Origin of the sequence: Burkholderia sp. Bmkn7, assembly GCF_041103175.1 — a bacterium.
In the GTDB taxonomy this organism is placed as follows: Bacteria; Pseudomonadota; Gammaproteobacteria; order Burkholderiales; family Burkholderiaceae; genus Burkholderia; species Burkholderia cepacia.
On sequence record NZ_JBGCUH010000001.1, the window covers coordinates 434,886 to 454,060 of the forward strand.

Below are 19,175 nucleotides of genomic sequence, written 5' to 3' on the forward strand. Positions count from 1 at the left end.
CCCGTTATATCCGACCGCTTCGGCAGATCGTCGTTCGTGCCGTTCGCGGGCGTGCAGTACCGCCTCAAGGACATCCTGCAATGAATTCATCCGTCATTTCCCCCGTTCGTCACCTGATGCAGGCCGGCAGGCTGGATCGTTTCTTCATCGACGGCGACTGGGTCCTGCCCGACGGCGGCGAGCGGTTCGCGGTCGTGTGCCCGTCCACCGAGGACACGGTGTGCGACATCCCGCTCGGCAGCGCACGTGACGCCGACCGGGCCGTCGCCGCCGCGCGCCGGGCGTTCGAACGGTGGTCGGCCACTTCGCCGCAGGCGCGCGCCGCGCTGCTCGATCGCGTCCACACGTTGATGCTGGAGCGAACGGAACTGTTCGCCATGGCGCTGGCCACCGAGATGGGCGCGCCGATCGCCTATGCGCGCGCCGCGCACGTGCCGCTCGCGGCCGAGCATATCCGGGTCGCGCGCGACAATCTCGCGCGCTATCCGTTCGTCTCCCGACGCGGGACGACCGCGATCGTACGCGAGCCGATCGGCGTGTGCGCGCTGATCACGCCGTGGAACTGGCCGATCTACCAGATCACCGCGAAGGTCGGCCCGGCGCTCGCGGCCGGTTGTACGGTCGTCCTGAAACCCAGCGAGCTGTCGCCGCTCAGCGCATTGCTGTTCGCTGAAGTGATCGCCGACGCGGGGGTGCCGGCAGGCGTGTTCAACCTGGTGAGCGGCAATGGTGCGGAGGTCGGCTCCGCGCTTTCGTCGCATCCGGAGGTCGACATGGTGTCGATCACCGGATCGACCCGCGCGGGCGTGCTGGTCGCGCAGGCAGCCGCGCCGACCGTCAAGCGCGTCGCGCAGGAGCTCGGCGGCAAATCGCCCAACATCGTGTTGCCGGATGCGGACTTGCAGCGGGCGATCGCACCCGGCGTGGCCGCCGCATTCAGGAACATGGGGCAGTCGTGCAGCGCGCCGACCCGCATGATCGTGCCGCGCCAAGTGCTCGGTACGGTCGAGGAACTGGCCGTCGCGGCAGTGGAGCGCCTGGTGGTCGGCGATCCGTTCGTCGAGGCGACGACGCATGGGCCGCTTGCCAATCGCGCGCAATTCGGGCGGGTCGCGCAGATGATCGACGCAGGCATCGACGAACGGGCGAAGCTCGTCGCCGGCGGCCCGGGGCGGCCGGCGGGATTCGATCGGGGCTTCTACGCGCGGCCGACCATTTTTTCCGACGTGCGCACCGACATGACGATCGCGCAACAGGAGATTTTTGGTCCGGTCCTCGCGATCCTTCCCTACGACACCGTGGAAGAAGCGATCGCCATCGCGAACGACACGGTGTACGGGCTCGGCGCGCATGTGCAGGGCAGCGACCACGAAAGCGTGCGCGCGGTGGCCGCCCGCATCCGGGCCGGGCAGGTGCATCTGAACTATCCGGCATGGGATCCGCAGGCGCCGTTCGGCGGCTACAAGCAGTCGGGCAACGGCCGCGAGTACGGGATCGAAGGGATGGAGGACTACATGGAAATCAAGTCGATCATCGGCTTTTACGACTGACGCAGCCGCTGCGTGCGAACGCGGCGGCAGCACGGACTGGAAGCCGCTTACTTTCGGAAGGTGCCGAAATTGGAAAAACCTGTCATTCCCGATACGTCGCTGCAGGCGCATCACGCGCACTGGGCTAGCCTGCGGCGCGATCTGCATGCGCATCCCGAGCTGCGCTTCGAAGAACACCGGACCGCCGACGTCGTTGCCCGCGAGCTTGACGCGCTCGGTTATGCGGTATCGCGTGGGCTGGGCGGCACGGGTGTCGTCGCGAGCCTGCCCGGTGCGGACCCGGCGCGCGGCATCGTGCTGCGGGCGGATCTGGATGCGTTGCCGATCCAGGAAGCCAACGACTTCGCGCACGCATCGTGCACGCACGGGATCATGCACGCATGCGGGCATGACGGCCATACCGTCATGTTGCTCGGCGCCGCGCGCATCCTGAAGGAACTGCCGCCATTGCCGGGTGCCGTTCATTTCGTGTTTCAACCGGGCGAAGAGGGCGGCGCGGGCGCGCGCAAGATGATCGACGACGGGTTGTTCGAGCAATACCCGACCGAAGCGGTGTTCGGCATGCACAACTGGCCCGGCTTGCCTGCCGGGCATTTCGGATTGCGTACCGGCCCGATCATGGCCGCGGGCTCGCGCTTCAGGATCAAGGTGACCGGCAAGGGCGCGCACGCGGCGCAGCCGCATCTGGGCATCGATCCCGTTCCGCTCGCGTGTTCGATGGTGCTGCAGTGTCAGACCATCGCCGCGCGGCACAAGGATCCCGTGGACCCTGCAGTCATTTCCGTCTGCATGATCCATGCGGGCACGACGGACAACGTGATTCCGGACAGCGTCGAGCTGCGCGGGACGATCCGCACGCTGTCGTCCGCGTTGCAGCAGAAACTGCAGACGGATGTGCAGCTCACGTGCGAAGGGCTGGCGCGCGCGTATGGCGCGCAGGTCGACGTCGAGTTTTTTCAGTACTACCCGGCGACGGTCAACACGCCGGCCGAGACGGCGCTGTGCGAAGCGGTGATCGGCGACACGTTCGGTGTCGAACGCCTGTATCGCGACGTGCCGCCGAACATGACGTCGGAGGATTTCGGCTTCATGCTGGAGGAGCGGCCCGGCGCTTACGTGCTGATCGGCAATGCGCCGGAGGGCGCGGCGGCACCGTCGCTGCATCACCCGAAATACGATTTCAACGACGAAATCATCCCGGCCGGTGTCCGGTATTGGGTCGCGCTGGCGCAGCATTACTACAGGCGATCGTCGTGAACGCATGCCTGATGTCGGGGCGCGGCATCGGGCTGCGCCAGATATGGGACGTGCGCGCGCTGCTCGACAGCGGCGCGCCCGTGCAGGTGCTGCCCGGCGTCGCGCAGCCCGCGAACGTGTGGGCGGTGTATCCGGCACGGCTGGCTGCGTCGGCGAAGGTGCGGGTGTGCGTCGACTTTCTGGCGGACGTATTCGGCCGCATGGCCTGGCCGGCCGTGTTCGGTGTCAACCTCCGCTATGTCGCGGCCGTCGTATCGTCAGGCCACGCTGCCGAGGCGCGTCGCTGAATGACCGCATGCGATGAAAGCTATCCTGGTACCTGATTGACGATTACAGGAAGATCGTCTTTTGTCATACGACAAAGGGTTCACGCTCCCGGACAAGTCCGCGTGGCCGCGGGCGAATTGCGCCAGACAGGACCGTCTTCACGGGGCAGCGCGAATTCTCAGGATCGAAACGTTTCGACATGCAGGGTGTCGAGCCCCCGCGATTCGTGATCCATAGCATTTTTCACCCCACCGGCTCGCTGCAAACCACGCGCAGAGTCGAAACGCATTTCCTCTCCCCCTGCCGGCATCGATGATCCATGGAGCCGGTACCACGCTGCATCGTCGCCCCGCGTTTCTTTGGCGTTACGTTTTTTTTGCGTTGCGACGTCCTCCTCCTTCGTCTGTTGCCGTCCCGCTTCGGTGGAACGGTGCCTGGCATCGTTAATGCATGCGTGGTCGGTGTGATGAGCAAACGAGGGCCGCAACTGCACGCTCGACATACGCATCGGGTGTCTGCCGTTTGCGGGTGCAGTCGCGGTCATCACAGGGCGACGTGACCGACGCCGGTGGCGGTCACGTCGTCACGCAAGTGACGATGCGGGGCGCAATTCGGACGAGGTTGTTTCAGGCATCGACGTCCCCCAGGGTTCGCGATCCCCAGACACTCAATGCTCAGGCCAGGCGTTGTTCCGATGACAGACCCCCGGTTTTCGCGCAGAGACCAGTGAAAGGAGTTCTCCAATGAAATCCCCACTCAAGCTTGCCGTGGCATGTGCAGCGATCTTGTCCGCGACGGCATTGATGAGCCCCGTTTGCAACGCGGGAGCGTCCGGTGCTTCCGCCTCACACAAACGCGTCGAGCCGCCACCGCGCGCGGCCGTCGTGACGGAGATCGTGCCAGGCGTGCCGGAAGAAGAGAAGCGGAATGCCGAGCGCGAGCATGGCAGGGAACCGAACTTCAACGAAGGCAAACATCGTCGGGCCAACGGCGACATTCAGCGCGATTAAGCACGAAGGAGATCACAATGAAAAAGCTCGTTCTCGCATGGGTGCTGGTGCTCGGATTCGCGTTCGGCCAGATGCCATCCTCCGTGCTCGCCCAGACCACCACGGCGAACGTCCTCGTGCTCTATGACGCCCCGCCGAACGACCCGTACACGAAGCTCGGCATGGCTTACGCGATCATGCTGCGCAACCTGCTTGGCCATTTCAACACCAACGTCACGCTTGCGCCCGTCGACAGCTATACGGCAGGAACCGTCGAAAAGTACCAGGCGACTTTCTATCTGGGGAGCTATTACAACAACCCCCTTCCTGCCGCATTTCTGTCGGACGTCGCCAAGACGTCGAAGACGGTCGTCTGGTTCAAGGACAACCTGTGGGAAGTCGCGTGGGATCCGTCGTACAACTTCACGGCCCGCTACGGATTCACCTTTAGCGGGATCAGCGGGCTGGCCTACGCGCCGACCAGCAGCAACCCGAACCCGGACTTCTTTGACACGGTGCTCTACAAGAACATGAGCATGGTCAAATACTATGCGTTCAACGCGAGCACCGGCGTCGTCAGCGCGGACCCCGACATCGGCGTCACCGCGGTGTCCGATGCGACGAAGGCCAGTGTACTCGTCACCATCAAGGACAGTCAGACCGGTGCGCAGGCGCCCTATGTCATGCGCGCGGGCAATTTCTGGTACTTCGCCGACATGCCGTTCTCGTACATCGGGCCGCGCGACCGGTACCTGGTGATCTGCGATCTGCTGCATGACATCCTCGGGACCAACCAGCCGGTGCTGCATCGCGCGATGGTGCGTCTGGAAGACGTCAACGCGTTCACGACCTCGGCGTCGATGAAGACGCTGACCGACTACATGTATTCCAAGAACATTCCGTTTTCGATTGCGACCATCCCGCTGTACGAAGATCCGCTCGGTGCCTATAACGGCGGTGTGCCGCTGATCGTACACCTCGCGCAGGCGAGCAGCCTGAAGCAGGCGCTCAATTACGCGCTGATCCGGGGCGGCAGTATCGTGATGCACGGTTACACGCATCAATACAATTCGACGCCGAACATCGACAACGCGGTCAGCGGCAATGACTACGAGTTCTGGCTGGCGACGCAGAACCGTCCGGTGGACGAAGATTCGACACAGTGGGCATCGAACCGTCTGAAAGCGGGCCTGCTGGAGCTGTCGACGAACGGCTATGTTCCCTTTGCGTGGGAAGCGCCGCACTACCAGTCGTCGCCCCTTTCGATCAAGGCCGTTCCGCCGCTGTTCAAGACGACGTACCAGCGGGTCGTCTACTACACGTCGGATCAGCCGAACCTGAATTCGACCGCGCCGAATCACGATTATTCGGTCGGGCAATTCTTCCCGTACATCATCAATTCCGACTATTACGGGCAACGGGTGCTGCCCGAGAACCTCGGGAACGTCGAATACAACATCTGCAGTATCGATCCGTTCTCGTGCCTGTCCTACACGTGGCAGGATCTCTACACGAATGCACAGTACGCGCTGACGGTTCGGGATGGTTTTGCGTCCTTCTTCTTCCATCCGTTCTGGCTCGAGCCCGACCTCGGCACGCCCGGGTTCCAGGATTTCCAGAGCCTCGTGAACGGGATCACCGGTCTCGGCTTTCAGTGGGTCGCCGGGAATGGCGTCAAGTAGATGATTCCGGAATCGGGAGCGAGCCGGGGAACCGGGCTCGACTCCCTCACCGGGTTCGATGGCGCCACGTTTCGCTTCGTCGGAACGAACGGGACGCGGCGCACGGTCGTTTCGCATGGACGTCGCCGCCGGTCGGAGGCGACGTCGCGCGGATCGATCGCGGTGCCGGTTACGCCGCCGACAGCACGATCGACACGCCCGTCGCCGTATAGACCGGCGTCGCCTTGAAGCCGTCGACGGTCACCGTCGCGAATTTCGCCGCGCCCGCTGCCGCGTCGATCAGTGCGATCGTGTCGCCGGCCTTCGGCGCATAACCGTTCACGAACTTCACGTGCAGCGTGCCGCCCGCGACGGTGAACGCGCCGCCCACGCGCAGGCGGCCGCCGCCGTTGCCGTCGATGTCGAGTTCGAGCGTCGTGTTGTCGAGCTGCGTATAGCGCGTCGCGATCGTGACGGGCGCACCCGCCGCGATCCGGATGCCGCCGCCGGCGCCGACATACACGTCGCCGTTGCCGAACGCCGTCGCGGACGCCGCGGCGAGCGTGCCGCCGCTGACCTGGGTGCCGCCCGTGTAGCTGTTGTTGCCCGCCAGCGTCAGCGCGCCGCTGCCTTGCAGCGTCAGCTTGCCGGTGCCCGCGATGTCGTTGCGCCACAGGTCGGCGGCGTTGAGGCCGCCCTTCGACGCATCCATCGCGACGATCACGTTGCCGTTGAATGCGCCGTAACCGTCGGCGGCGGCGAACAGGTTAAGCCGGCCCCAGCCTTCCGCGTCGTCCATCACCGGGTAGCCGGACGGCAGCTCGGTGGTCTTCAGCACGACGCGCCGCTGATCCGCACCCAGGTACGGGAAACGCGTCTGCAGCAGGATCTCCGCCCCCTTCGGCACGACCGGCGGCGCGCCGGTCGCGTCGAGCGCGCCGAAGCCGTAGGTCATGCGGCGCGCGAAGGCCGCCTTGTTCGTCGCGTAATCGGCGAAGCGGTCGGTCGCCGTCGTGCCCGAGCGCGCGAATGCCGGGAACGTCGAATCGGTCGTGCCGGTGAGCTGCTGCAGCGTCTGGTGCGCCTGCCCGTAGGCGGCCTGCGCGTCGTTCGCGTAGGCCGCGAGATTGGCCGCGCTGATCGCCAGCGCGAGCATGCGCCCGCCGATCACGTCGAGCGGCGAGTGCATGCCGGCGAGGATGCGGTTCTCGCCGAGTTCGAGGCCGCGGCTGACCATTTCCTGGTAGCGCTCCGGCACGAGCCACGCCATCGTCACGGCGTCGCGCATCGCTTCCGCCTGGTGGCCGCTGATGAACCCGCCGTCGGTCGCGGGCGTCGTGCTTTCCGCCGGCACGAGCGTGGGGGCGACGACGACGCTCGTGCTCCAGCGGTACGGCCGCGCATACTTGTAGAAGCGTTTCGCGGGTTCGGTCGACGCGTTGTTGCCCATCTCGTTGAGCAGGTCGACGACCTTCCCGAAGCTCGCGTTCGCGCTGCCGCCCACACCCACGTTGTTGCCCGTGTCGTTGTACAGGACGGTCGTCGCGTCGGCCGGCACGCTGGTGATGCTGGTCGTCTGCTGCGCGGCGGTGCGCCATGCCGAGGTGAGCGGCCCCATGCCGTCGGTCACGCTGTAGCCCTTGCCGCGCCGGTCGTCGTAGTACGCGGCGTCGGCTTGCTGCGGCGTGCGTGCGGTCGTCGCGTTGACCACGTATTGCACGTTCGCCTGCAGCACCGCGTCGTTCAGGATCGTGCCGCACGGCGTGCCGTTGCCGGGCAGCCCCGTGCAGGTCGACGGCGAAATGGCCGGAAACGCGCCGTTGGCCGGCGCGCTCACGCCCGCATCGACGAGCATCGTCGCCGGCTGCCACAGGTCGAGGAAGCGGCTGACCACGCGTACCGCGGCGTTCGTCGACAGCGTGGCGTAACGCGCGTCGCCGCGCTGGTTGGTCGCGACGTTGTCGACGAAGGCGGGCACGCTCGGAACCGGCGCGCTGTCGACGAAACCGGGGTCGGCCGGCGGCGCCGGCATGGCCGCGCTGGTCGGGGTGGTCGACGCGACATCGTCGCCGCCGCCGCACGCGGCGAGAACGATCGCGCTCGACAGCGCGGCGACATGCAGTGGGAAACGGCTTCGTGACGCAAACATGCAAGACTCCATCCTGATGGTCAAAGATGGCGAATTGTGGTGACGATTCGTTACGCGGCCGTTAAGGATTTGTTGCGTATCGCGCTCCGTGCGAGAAAATTCCCACTATCTGGTTAATTCCCGATACTGAACATCGCGGATGCCATTTTTTCGCGCCCGAGACGGATATTTGGCGGCGTGCCGCTACGCGCCGGCCATGCGTGTGGATGGAAAGTCCGGCGGCTTCGTTATCGAATGACGATCCCTGTTGCCGCCACGACACGTGACGGGACAGTGGCCCGGGGCAATCGTTTGTATGCAACCGGCGGCCAGGAACCACGACTCGCCCCATGGCCGTCATGCCGAGCGCGCGAGCGGCTCCGTTTCCGCGCAACATACCCGGTTTCTGCCTTCCCGCTTCGCGCGGTAAAGCGCCATGTCCGCCTGATGCGACAGCGCGTGCACGGAGGCGGGGCGTGCGCGATGGCCGGTCGCGCAGCCGATGCTGACGGTGAACGGCGGAACGGGTTCCGCAAACCCGTCGAGCCGGTTGCGTTCGACCTCGCGGCGAATCGCCTCCGCGACCTTCGCGGCGCCGCGTTCGTCGGTGTCGGGCAGCACCGCGACGAACTCTTCGCCGCCGTAGCGCGCGGCGAAGTCGCCGCGCCGCTGCGTATGAGCACGGATGCATGCGGCGAGGAACCGGAGCGCCGTGTCGCCGCGTGCATGCCCGTATCGGTCGTTGTATTGCTTGAAGTGGTCGGCATCGATGAACAGCACCGACAGGCTGCCGTCGTGGCCGCGCTGGAGCCGTTCCCATTCGTCGGCCAGCGCGACGTCGAGCGCGCGGCGGTTGTGCAGGCCGGTCAACGGATCGGTGCGCGTGAGGTCGGTGAGCAGCGTCTGCTTGCGAAGGTTGTCCCGCAACGCGAACGCGAGCAGCCAGACGACCGCGCAGAAGAGTGCGCACAGGAGCGACGCCGACACGCCGACCGACCACGACATCCGGATGAAACCGGCCAGCACGTCGGCTTCGGCCGGCGCGACGACGGCGATCAGCGGCGTGCCGGGCACCCGCTGGAACGTATAGAGCCGCAGCGTTCCGTCGATGCGCGAATACGCCGCATAAAAGCCCGAATCCTGGTTCAGCATGCGATCGAAGGCTTTCGAGCGGCGCAGGCGGATCATCTGGTGATCGTTCAGCGACGGGTTGCGGGCGAGGATGGTGCCGTCCGCGCGCACGATCGCGCTGATGCCGTGCGGCCCGACGTCCAGCCGGGACAGCAGCTGATCGAAATAGGCGAGGTCGATCGCGACCACCGCGATGCCGTTGAACGTGTGGTCCGGTCGTTCGATGCGCCGGGAGAGCGCGATCGATTCCGTGCCGCCGCGCGAGCGCGCACGATAGGCCTCCGACACGTAAAGGCCGACGTTCGGCGAGTCGCGATGGACCTTGAAATAGTCGCGATCGGCGAAGTTCCAGTGATGGGACGGGCCGCAGCACGCGTCGATCAGCTGGCCTTCGCGGTCCGTCACGCCCATCCCCGTCACGTATTGCGCGGCCGCGCGCTGGAACAGCAGGTCGTGCCGCAGCCCGGCGTCCATGCGTCGCACCGCCGGCTTGCCGAGATCGGCGGAGAGTGCGATCAGCGCGTTGTTGGACGTTTCGACGGTCCGCGCGATCTCGCTGACCAGCACGGCGGCGACGTTGCGCGAGGTTTCGTGCGCGTGCTCGACGACTTCGCTTCTCGTGGCCCAGAGCGTGGCCGCGCTGATGCCGATCGCCGCGAACGACATCAGTGTGCCCAGCGCGCCGACGACAAGATGGTTTCGTCCCGCCCAGTCGGCGATTTTCTCGATGGAGGTGGATGCGGACATGCTGGCGCTCGCAGGGGAGGCCCGGCGCGATGAACCGGGCTGCGCTGAAACCCGGGTTAACGGCAGGTCGTCGCGGAAATCGAGGCCCGGATGCAACGCAAGTGGGCGCGGCGCGGCGCGCAAACGTGTGCGTGCCGGGTGCTCGACGGGGCGCGTATCGGCAAGCGCGAGCGGGGGGACGGCTGGCGAAGCGATCGCGTCGCGGGCTCGACGTTCGGTGCGGCGGAACCCGGAACGCGGGCCTGACGCGGTGCCGGCGGTGTCCCGCCCGCGCGATCAGGCCGGCCCGGCCGCGTCCGTCTCCGCGTCATCCGTCGCCGCCGCGTGGCGCGCACGTTTCAGCGTACCGGCCAGCTTCTCGATCGCATGCAGGTCCAGCGTATCGAGATGCTCGCGCACCTCCCGCACGAAGGCCGTGTAATCCTGTTCGTCCGCGTACTGGCCGAGCCATTCCTCGATATCGGTGAGCTGCCCGTTGCCGGCGAGCCGGATCAGCGCGTCGAGTGCATCGTCGGGCGGGCAGCCCATCGCGGGCGCGGTGCCGCCCGGCACGACCTCGTCCGCCGCATGAAACCGCCGCACGAGCTCCGATGCCGGCACGAGCACGTGCCCGACGGCCGGCGCGACGATCGCGAACGAGAACGACGTGCCGACGCCGGGCTGGCTCGCGACGGCCAGTTCGCCGCCCATCGCACCGACGATGCGCTGCGCGATGAACAGGCCGAGCCCGGTGCCGCCGTTGACGGCCTGCACCTGCTGGTATGCGCGAAAGATGTCGCGGGTGCCGCTGATGTCGATGCCGATGCCCGTATCGGCGACCTCGAACAGCAGACGCCATGCGTCGCCTTCGCGCGACGCATGCACCGACAGCGTGACCGTGCCGTCGCGCGTGAACTTCGATGCGTTGGACAGCAGGTTCAGCAGCACCTGCTGCAGCCGCATCCCGTCGATCGACATCGTGCGCGGCAGCGGGCTGGCCGGCCGGTACACGAACCGGTTGTCCTGCTGCGCGCACAGCGCGAGCGCATAGTGGCCGATGTCGTCGAGCAGGCCGGGCAGGTCGGTCGTGTCCGGCGACACGCCGAGCGGCTGCAGCTCGGCTTTCGTGAACGCAAGGAGTTCGTCGATCAGCGTGAGCTGGTAGCGGATGCTGCGGTCGATCGAGCGGATCAGCCGCGCCTGGCCGCGCGTCGCGCCTTGCAGCAGCAGCTTCGCGTAGCCGTTGATCGTCGACAGCGGCGCGCGCAGGTCGTGGCTGACGTAGCCGAGCGTCTCGATCTTCTGCTGCATGTGCGTCGTGACCTGCTGGAGCGCGTCGTTGAGCGCGAGCGTGCGTCGTGCGACTTCGTCGCGCAGGCGATCCTGTTCGGTGAGCTGCCAGTGTTCGAGCCGCTTGCGTGCTTCGGTGCGCTGGCGGCCCACGTGATGAATCCACGCGGCCAGCACCAGCAGGTGTGTGGCAAGCCCGACGATCGCGATGACGGGGTTCGGATAGATGTCGGACTTGAGCCAGGACAGCACCGGCGGCAACGCGTCGATGCCGTCGAGCACGCGGATCAGCATGTTGAAGGTGGCGAACGCGATCGCGATCAGCATCACGCGGCCGGTCGGCGTGCGGCGGATGGCGAGCCACAGCGCGAGGCTGATGTTGACGATCCCCAGCGCCGCGTTCAGCCGCAGGCAGAACCACGTGAAGGTCAGCAGGTCGCCGAAAGCGGCGCCGGCCACGCCGACGAACTCGAGTGCGAGGAATGCCATGTAGACCGCGCGCAACGGCAGCCTGGCCTGCTCGCGCCGGGCGACCGTCAGGATGAAGACGATGAAGCAGGCGATCGCGAGGTACACGAAGATGATTTCGCCGCGTGCCGACCACTCGCGCAGCGCGGGCGGCAGCGCCATCGCCGTATAACCGCGGTAGGCCGCTTCGAACAGCGTCGTGCCCAGCGCAAGCCCGGCCAGTACGTAGAACACGCCGCTGCGCGAAAAGAACCCGATCAGCAGCGCGCACCACACGAGCGCGAGCAGCCCGCCGAAGAAACCGAAGTCCCACATCGTCGCGCGCTGTTCCCGCGCATCCCATGCCGCGCGGGTGAATGCCGCCGGCGCGAGCCTCATCTCCTTGCGCGACGTGACGCGGATCAGCACGGGGATGCTTGCGCCGGCGGGCAGCGTGACGTCGAGTGCCGGGTAGCGCGACGGGGGGCCGGCCGTATCGCCGCCGGCGTCGGCGGCCGGGAAGCGGCTGTCGAGCGTCCACCGGCCGTTCCGGCCGACATAGAAGTCGGCATGGTCGACGCGCGCGTCGCGAATCGCCAGCACCAGCGGCCGGGCGGCGCTGTCGCGGTTGGTCAGCGTCGCGCTGACCCACCATGCCGACCGCGAAAACGCGATGTTGAACGAGGGCGCGGTCGTCGTGGCCGCATCGTGCGGACGATCGGCAACGCGCGCGGCGACCTGTGCGGCGGTCATCGTCGTGCTCGTGTCCTCGAACACCGACACGGCTTCCAGTTGCGCGGGGTTCGGCGTCGCTGCCGCGCGGGCCGTCGCGCAGGTGACGGCCAGTGCGATCAGAAGCAGCAGCACCGCGCGCCATCCGGCTGCCCACGCCGCGTCGCGACTACACATCGGGATGATGCCCGCCGGGTGTGGGCGGCGCGTTGACCGCATGGCGCTGGCGCCGCCAGTCGGACGGCGTGACGCCGAAGCGTTCGCGGAACGCCGTCGCGAAATTGCCGGGCGTGGAAAAGCCGATTTCCTCGGCGATGTCGCCGATCCCCATCGACGTCTCCGCGAGGAAATGCATCGCGGCGCGCAGGCGCGTGTCGCGCAGGTACTCGAACACGGTCTGGCCGAGCTGGTCGCGGAACACGCGCGACAGCCGCTTTTCGTGGGTGCCGACCTGCCGGGCGAGATCCTCGAGCGCCGGCGGATGGCGCAGGTCGCGCAGCAGGACCTCGGCCGCCGCGCGCACGAGGGCCGCCTCCGGGTTGTCGGGCATCTCGGGCAGGTGCGCGAACGGCTGGCTGCGCCGCGCGCGCTTCAGGTGGTTGCGGATCCGGGCCAGAACTTCGGTCGGCTCGAACGGCTTGACGATGTAGTCGATCGCGCCGGTTTCGAGCCCCGCGATGCGATCCTCGAGATCGCCCGCGGCCGTGAGGATGATGACCGGGATGGACTGCGTCGACGGCGTCGACGCCAGCAGCCGGCACGCGGCGAAGCCGTCCATGCGCGGCATGCGGACATCCATCAGGATCAGGTCGGGCGCGATCGCCTGGGCGCGGTGATACGCCTGCAGCCCGTCGAACGCGACGCTGATCCGGCACCGTGCGGCACGCAGGATTTCGGTCAGGAGCCGCAGGTCGTTCGGGCGATCGTCGACGACAAGAATATGGGCGTCGGCGAGATCCGGCGTGGAGCGAAGCGACGCCGGGCTGGACGAGCGGGATGACATGGTGGCGGACGCGGTGGAAGGGTGGTCGGTCGGATTGAAAGCTTCGCTTTCAGCGCGATTGTTGCGAAAAATTATATGTCGACAACAGTACCGATTGTGAGGATTCCGTGCGGCCCGTGTGGGCATATCCGGCGGGGCGCCGCGCGATTTCGGCACCGGCGCTCCGCCGAATGGAATCGGAGTGGAAAAACATGCCGAATTGCATTTTAATATCGGTCTTTATTTCCGGATTTTATCGATTGCCGAATCGAATTGGCCCGCAGAATGAATTCGAGCGAGTTGTGTCGAGAGACGATGCGTTTCAGTGGGAAATGGATGCGCTGAATCGACGCCCGCCTGATTAATGTCTTTTTGCGGGATGGTCAAGATTTATCTTGGTGAAAACCGTATTTCGGGCGTGAATGTATGAATGTGAATACCGTCCGCTCGGGAAAAGCTTTTTTCCGCTCGAGAAAAGATGCGTTTGAATGGATGACCGCACACTAGCCCCGGCGCGGTTGGAATCGGTTCTTCGAGGGGAACGGTTTTGCAAGGATTCCTGCCGCTGCCATATTCGGATGACGCGATATCCAATGTGACATCGAATGATGGCAATTCTCAGGATGTGAGAATTCGACGACGGACAAGAAAATTGGCACGAGGGTAATACAAATTTCATAATTTTCCGAACGAGTACGTATAAAAGACAAGCGGAAAGATTGTGAGGTTGGTCAGGGTGTGACGCATCGACCGGAAAAATCGTCAAGAAAATTCGACCGATTAAATCGATGCGGGGGCGTTCGGCAAGTCAGACGCTATTTCCGGAAATCCGGAAAAGCGTTTGACTGCCGGCGGAGAGAGTGAGCGGTTGCGTGCGCAGCCCGGTGGTCTGATCCGTCCGGGCACGATCGCGCAGCGCGTTCTCGAATCAGGCGGGCACGAAAAACATGAATGCGACAGGCATGGCAGGTCAACGCACCGGTTCGAGCGAACCGGGTGCGCATGCTTCATACCCGGGGACCACTCGGCGTCATCCTCCTCCTGAATGAATCGTGACGGGCCGTCCCGGGGTACGGGGCGGCATCCGTCCATCCGGCGTCTGAACGACGCCTTCCCATGAAATTCGAGGTCGCCGCCGGCTCGGCGCGACGGCACGCGCACGCGGATTCGCGATGCGCGGGGTCGCGCGCCGCCGTCTTTCGCGCGACATCGGCTTCGATGAACCGATAACCGGCGAATGCCGCCGCGCCGCGTGCCGATGCACGCGTGCGGCGTGCAGTCGTGCGATCGCCCGCGCGATCGCGATTACCGAGCAGTGTTGTTCGATCGTTTAGTTAGCTATCCAAAGTGAAGCGCGAAGCGTCGCGGCACGGACGAGGAGGCAGACCGGTGCGTCATCGCCTGCCGTCGCGTTTGCTGCCGCGTCATCCAGCACATGAGAACCGAGGGAACACAAGATGAACAAGTCGTTCAAGTCGATCTGGAACGAAGCACTGGGGGCCTGGGTCGCGGCTTCCGAGCTTGACCGTGCGCGCGGCAAGCGTGTCGCGTCGGCGAGCGGCCCGCGCGAGCATGCGGCGAACGAGGGTGCCGCGCGACGCGCGGGCCCGCTTTCGGCGCCGTCGCCGCGACGGCTGGCCGTGCTGATGACGTCCACGTATCTTGCGTTGTTCCATGCGGGGGCGCACGCGCAATTCGCGCCGGACGGCGGTTCCGCGACCGGCGGCGTGACGTCGATCTCGATCGGCGTCGGGTCGAGTGCCGCGCAGCAGAACTCGACCGCGCTGGGCAACCTGTCGACGGCCGCGGGCGTTTCTGCCACGGCGCTGGGTCCGGGCGCGCATGCGATGGCGGACGGTTCGACGGCCGTCGGCATCAACGCGCAGGCGACCGGCGTCAACAGCGCATCGCTCGGCGTGCAGGCGATCGGTTCGGGCGCATATTCGGTGGCGATCGGCAACCTGTCGAGCGCGACCCAGAGCGGTGCGGTGGCGATGGGCAGTGGCGCGGCGGCGACCGGCGTGTCCGCCGTCGGCCTCGGCAACAATGCGCTGGCGTCCGGCCAGTATGCGGCTGCGCTGGGGCTCGGTGCGAGCGCGGTCGGGGCCCAGAGCGTTTCGCTCGGCTATGCGTCGCATGCCACCGACACGGGCGCCGTCGCGCTCGGCAACCAGTCGACCGGTTCCGGCGCGGCGGCCGTGGCCGTCGGCAGCGGTGCGCTGGCGAGCGGCAATTCGGGTATCGCGATGGGCGTCAACAGCGGCGCGAAGGGCGGTTCGTCGATCGCGATCGGCTGGGGCGGCACGGCCGGCGTACCGGGCTCGGGCACGCAGTCGCTTGGCGTCAGTTCGATCGCGCTGGGTTCGAAGACGACGGCCAGTGCCGATCAGGCAATGGCGTATGGCCTGAGCGCAAATGCGTCGGGCGTCAGTTCGATCGCGATGGGTGTGCAGTCGACCGCGACCCAGCAGTTCGCGGTCGCGCTCGGCAATCTCGCGCTCGGCAGCGGCATCTCGGCCACCGCACTGGGGCCCGGTGCGACGGCGTCGGCCACGAATGCGACGGCCATCGGCATCAACAGTGTCGCGGCCGCGGCGTCCACCGTGGCGATCGGCGACAGCAACTCGATCGCGGCCGCGGCAGGCGCGGGGTCGATCGCAGGCGGCAACAGTTCGAAGGTGTTGAGCGGCGTCGGGGCGGTCGCGCTCGGCCTGGGGCAGACGGTCAGCGGCAACGGCGCGGTGGCGATCGGCGACCCGAGCACCGCGATCGGCACCGGCGCGGTCACGATGGGGTCGAACAACACCGCGAACGGCGACGGCGCGGTTGCGATCGGCAATTCGAACGTCGCGCAGGGCACGGGCTCGCTCGCGCTCGGCAATACGTCGACGGCAGCGGCAGCCGGTGCGGTGGCGTTCGGCGCGTCGGCCGTGGCGAACAATGCAAACGACGTCGCGCTCGGCTCCGGGTCGACGACGGCCGCGCCGAATCCGACGGCGAGCGCGGTGATTGGCGGCGTCACCTACAACTTCAACGGCACCAACCCGACCAGCGTCGTCAGCGTCGGTGCGGCGGGCACCGAGCGCCAGATCACCAACGTCGCGGCCGGGCGCATCAATTCGACGAGCACGGACGCGATCAACGGGTCGCAGCTCGATGCGACGAACCAGGCGGTGAATTCGCTGTCGACGTCGACTGCGTCGAGCGTCAGTTCGTTGTCGACGGGGGTGTCGTCGGCCAATAGCGCGATCACGTCGTTGTCCACGTCGACGTCGACCGGCATTAGCTCGTTGTCGACGGGGTTGAGTTCGACCAACAGCTCGGTGACTTCGTTGTCGACGTCCACGTCGACCGGGTTGTCGTCGACCAATAGCGCGATCACGTCGTTGTCCACGTCGACGTCGACCGGCATTAGCTCGTTGTCGACGGGGTTGAGTTCGACCAACAGCTCGGTGACTTCGTTGTCGACGTCCACGTCGACCGGCTTGTCGTCGGCCAACAGCGCGATTTCGTCGCTGTCCACGTCGACGTCGACCGGCATTACCTCGTTGTCCACGGGCTTGAGTTCGACCAACAGCTCGGTGACGTCATTGTCGACCTCCACATCGACCGGCCTGTCGTCGGCCAACAGCGCGATCACGTCGCTGTCCACGTCGACGTCGACCGGCATTAGCTCGTTGTCCACGGGCTTGAGTTCGACCAACAGCACCGTGACGTCATTGTCGACGTCCACGTCGACCGGGTTGTCGTCGGCCAACAGCGCGATTTCTTCACTGTCCACGTCGACTTCGACCGGCCTGAGCTCGACCAACAGCTCGGTGGCTTCGCTGTCGACTTCGACGTCGACGGGCATCAGCTCGTTGTCCACCGGCCTGAGCTCGACGAACAGCACGGTCACGTCGCTGTCGACTTCGACGTCGACGGGCATCAGCTCGTTGTCCACCGGCCTGAGTTCGACGAACAGCGCGGTCACGTCGCTGTCCACGTCGACCTCGACCGGCGTCGCCTCGCTGTCCACCGGCCTGAGCACGACCAACAGCACCGTGACGTCGCTGTCCACCGCGACGTCGACGAGCATCGGCTCGTTGTCCACCGGCCTCAGCTCGACGACCAGCTCGATCTCGTCGCTGTCGACGTCGACCTCGACGACCGTCGGATCGCTGTCCACCGGCCTGTCGAGCACGAACAGCAACCTGACGTCGCTGTCCACCGCGACGTCGACGGGCATCGGTTCGCTGTCGACCGGCCTCAGCTCGATCGCGTCGAACAACACCAACCTCGGCAACAGCACGGCCGGCGCGATCGGCGGCGGGGCCACCTACGACCCGACGACCGGCACGATCTCCGCGCCTTCGTACGTGACGTACAACAGCGACGGTTCGACGACGGTCAACAACAACGTCGGTTCGGCGATCGACAACATCAACGCGCACGGCATCAAGTATTTCCACGCGAACTCCACGGCGCCGGACAGCCAGGCGCTCGGGCTCGACAGCGTCGCGATCGGCCCGAACGCGGTCGCGAAGGTGGACGGCAGCATCGCGCTCGGCGCCGGGTCGGTGTCCGATCGCGCGACGGTGCCGGCGTCGGGGACCATCCGCAACGGCAGCGCGTCGATTCCGTTCAACACGACCGACCAGACGCTGCTGGGCGCGGTATCGGTCGGCGACGCGACGAGCAAGACCTATCGCCAGATCACCAACGTCGCGGACGGCACCGGCCAGCAGGACGCGGTGACCGTGCGGCAGCTGGCCGGCGCGCTGCAGTCGTTCGCGGTCACGACGACGAAGTACTTCCACGCGAACTCGACGGCCGTCGATTCGCTCGCGGTCGGCGCGGAGTCGGTTGCGGTCGGCCCGACGACGGTGGTCAACGGCGACAACGGCGTGGGGATCGGCAACGGTGCGATCGTCGATGCCACCGCGCCGGGCGGCGTCGCGATCGGCCAGGCGGCAAGCGCCGCGCAGGCCGATGCGATGGCGCTCGGCAGCGGCGCGACGGCCACCGGCGCGCAGTCGGTCGCGCAGGGCGCCAACGCGGTCGCGGCGAGCGTCGGCAGCGTCGCGCTCGGCTCGGGCGCGCAAGCCACGGCAACCGATGCGCTCGCATTCGGGGCCGGCGCGTCGGCGACGCTCGCGAACAGCATCGCGCTCGGTTCGGGTTCGCTGACCACCGTCGGTGCGCAGGCGAACTACATCGCGTACGGCCTGAGCAGTCCGCAGTCGTCGGCCGGCGAAGTCAACATCGGCAACCGGCAGATCACCGGCCTCGCGGCCGGCAAGAGCGGCACCGACGCGGTCAACGTGTCGCAGCTCGACTCGGTCGCCAACCAGTTGACGACGCTGATCACCCAGCGCACGTCCAACCTCGGCGGGTCGTACACGACGAACCCGGCCGGCACGAACGTGCCGCCGGGCTCGACGGGGCCGAATTCGTCGGCGGGCGGCTCGGGCGCGGTCGCATCGGGCTCGAACAGCACGGCGGTCGGCAACGGGTCGCTGGCGTCCGGCAACGGATCGACCGCGATCGGCGTCGGCTCGACCGCAACGGGCAACGGGTCGACCGCGATCGGCACGGGCAGCAACGACGGCGGGCGCTCGAACGTCGTCGCGGTCGGCTCGGCGGAGTCGGCCCGCCAGGTCGTCAACGTCGCGGCCGGCACGCAGGGCACCGACGCGGTGAACGTGAACCAGCTGAACGCGGTATCGAACCAGTTCACGCAATCGCTGAACACGGTCAACAACCAGCTCACGCAGATGCAGCAGCAGATCCAGCAGACCGATTCGATGGCGCGCGACGGGATTGCCGCGACGGCCGCGATGGCGTCGATCCCGCACATGGACCGTGACTCGAACTTCGCGATGGGGGTCGGTACGGCGAGCTTCCTCGGCCAGAAGGCGATGGCCGTCGGCATGCAGGCGCGCCTTACGGAGAACCTGAAGGCGACGCTGAACGGCGGTTTCGCCGGCAGTCAGCGCGTGGTCGGCGCGGGTATGTTGTATCAGTGGAAGTGAT

At 66.6% G+C, this 19,175-nt stretch carries 9 protein-coding genes and 1 pseudogene; 6 read left to right on the forward strand and 4 right to left on the reverse strand.

Annotation, left to right across the window (positions count from 1 at the left end; translation table 11 throughout):
- Window positions 1-80: 80 nt before the first annotated feature.
- The 5 genes and pseudogenes from AB3K92_RS01900 to AB3K92_RS01920 all read left to right on the forward strand — a co-directional run bounded on the left by AB3K92_RS01900 (window position 81) and on the right by AB3K92_RS01920 (window position 5,745).
- Complete coding sequence (locus AB3K92_RS01900) at window positions 81-1,550, forward strand: aldehyde dehydrogenase family protein (RefSeq protein ID WP_369464369.1); 1,470 nt, start codon at window positions 81-83, stop codon at window positions 1,548-1,550.
- A gap of 69 nt (window positions 1,551-1,619) precedes the next feature.
- On the forward strand, window positions 1,620-2,807 hold the full coding sequence (locus tag AB3K92_RS01905; protein WP_369464370.1) for a M20 aminoacylase family protein: 1,188 nt from the start codon (window positions 1,620-1,622) through the stop codon (window positions 2,805-2,807).
- 11 nt (window positions 2,808-2,818) lie between these two features.
- Window positions 2,819-3,094 (forward strand): annotated as a pseudogene (locus AB3K92_RS01910) (hypothetical protein); the annotation flags it as partial.
- Between the two features lie 723 nt (window positions 3,095-3,817).
- Window positions 3,818-4,084 carry a hypothetical protein gene (locus tag AB3K92_RS01915; protein WP_124467537.1) on the forward strand — a complete coding sequence of 89 codons (267 nt, stop codon included), beginning with the start codon at window positions 3,818-3,820 and terminating at the stop codon, window positions 4,082-4,084.
- Window positions 4,085-4,101: 17 nt separating this feature from the next.
- The gene (locus AB3K92_RS01920) at window positions 4,102-5,745 is read left to right on the forward strand and encodes a DUF2334 domain-containing protein (protein ID WP_369464371.1); all 1,644 of its coding nucleotides are present in this window, start codon (window positions 4,102-4,104) and stop codon (window positions 5,743-5,745) included.
- Between the two features lie 169 nt (window positions 5,746-5,914).
- Here AB3K92_RS01920 and AB3K92_RS01925 read toward each other — a convergent pair whose 3' ends face one another.
- From AB3K92_RS01925 to AB3K92_RS01940, 4 genes are all read right to left on the reverse strand, one after another.
- On the reverse strand, window positions 5,915-7,873 hold the full coding sequence (locus tag AB3K92_RS01925) for a phosphatase PAP2 family protein (protein ID WP_021156538.1): 1,959 nt from the start codon (window positions 7,871-7,873) through the stop codon (window positions 5,915-5,917).
- A 336-nt stretch (window positions 7,874-8,209) separates the two neighbouring features.
- Complete coding sequence (locus tag AB3K92_RS01930) at window positions 8,210-9,730, reverse strand: sensor domain-containing diguanylate cyclase (protein WP_021156540.1); 1,521 nt, start codon at window positions 9,728-9,730, stop codon at window positions 8,210-8,212.
- Window positions 9,731-10,006: 276 nt separating this feature from the next.
- Complete coding sequence (locus tag AB3K92_RS01935; protein ID WP_369464372.1) at window positions 10,007-12,355, reverse strand: sensor histidine kinase; 2,349 nt, start codon at window positions 12,353-12,355, stop codon at window positions 10,007-10,009.
- Window positions 12,348-13,181 (reverse strand): response regulator, encoded by an 834-nt coding sequence (locus tag AB3K92_RS01940; RefSeq protein WP_369464629.1) that lies wholly within the window; start codon window positions 13,179-13,181, stop codon window positions 12,348-12,350. Before AB3K92_RS01940 ends, AB3K92_RS01935 begins: the two co-directional genes overlap by 8 nt.
- A 1,436-nt stretch (window positions 13,182-14,617) precedes the next feature.
- Between AB3K92_RS01940 and AB3K92_RS01945 the strand changes: the two genes are divergently transcribed.
- Window positions 14,618-19,174, forward strand: a complete 4,557-nt coding sequence (locus tag AB3K92_RS01945; RefSeq protein WP_369464373.1) for a YadA-like family protein — start codon at window positions 14,618-14,620, stop codon at window positions 19,172-19,174.
- Window position 19,175 lies beyond the last annotated feature (1 nt).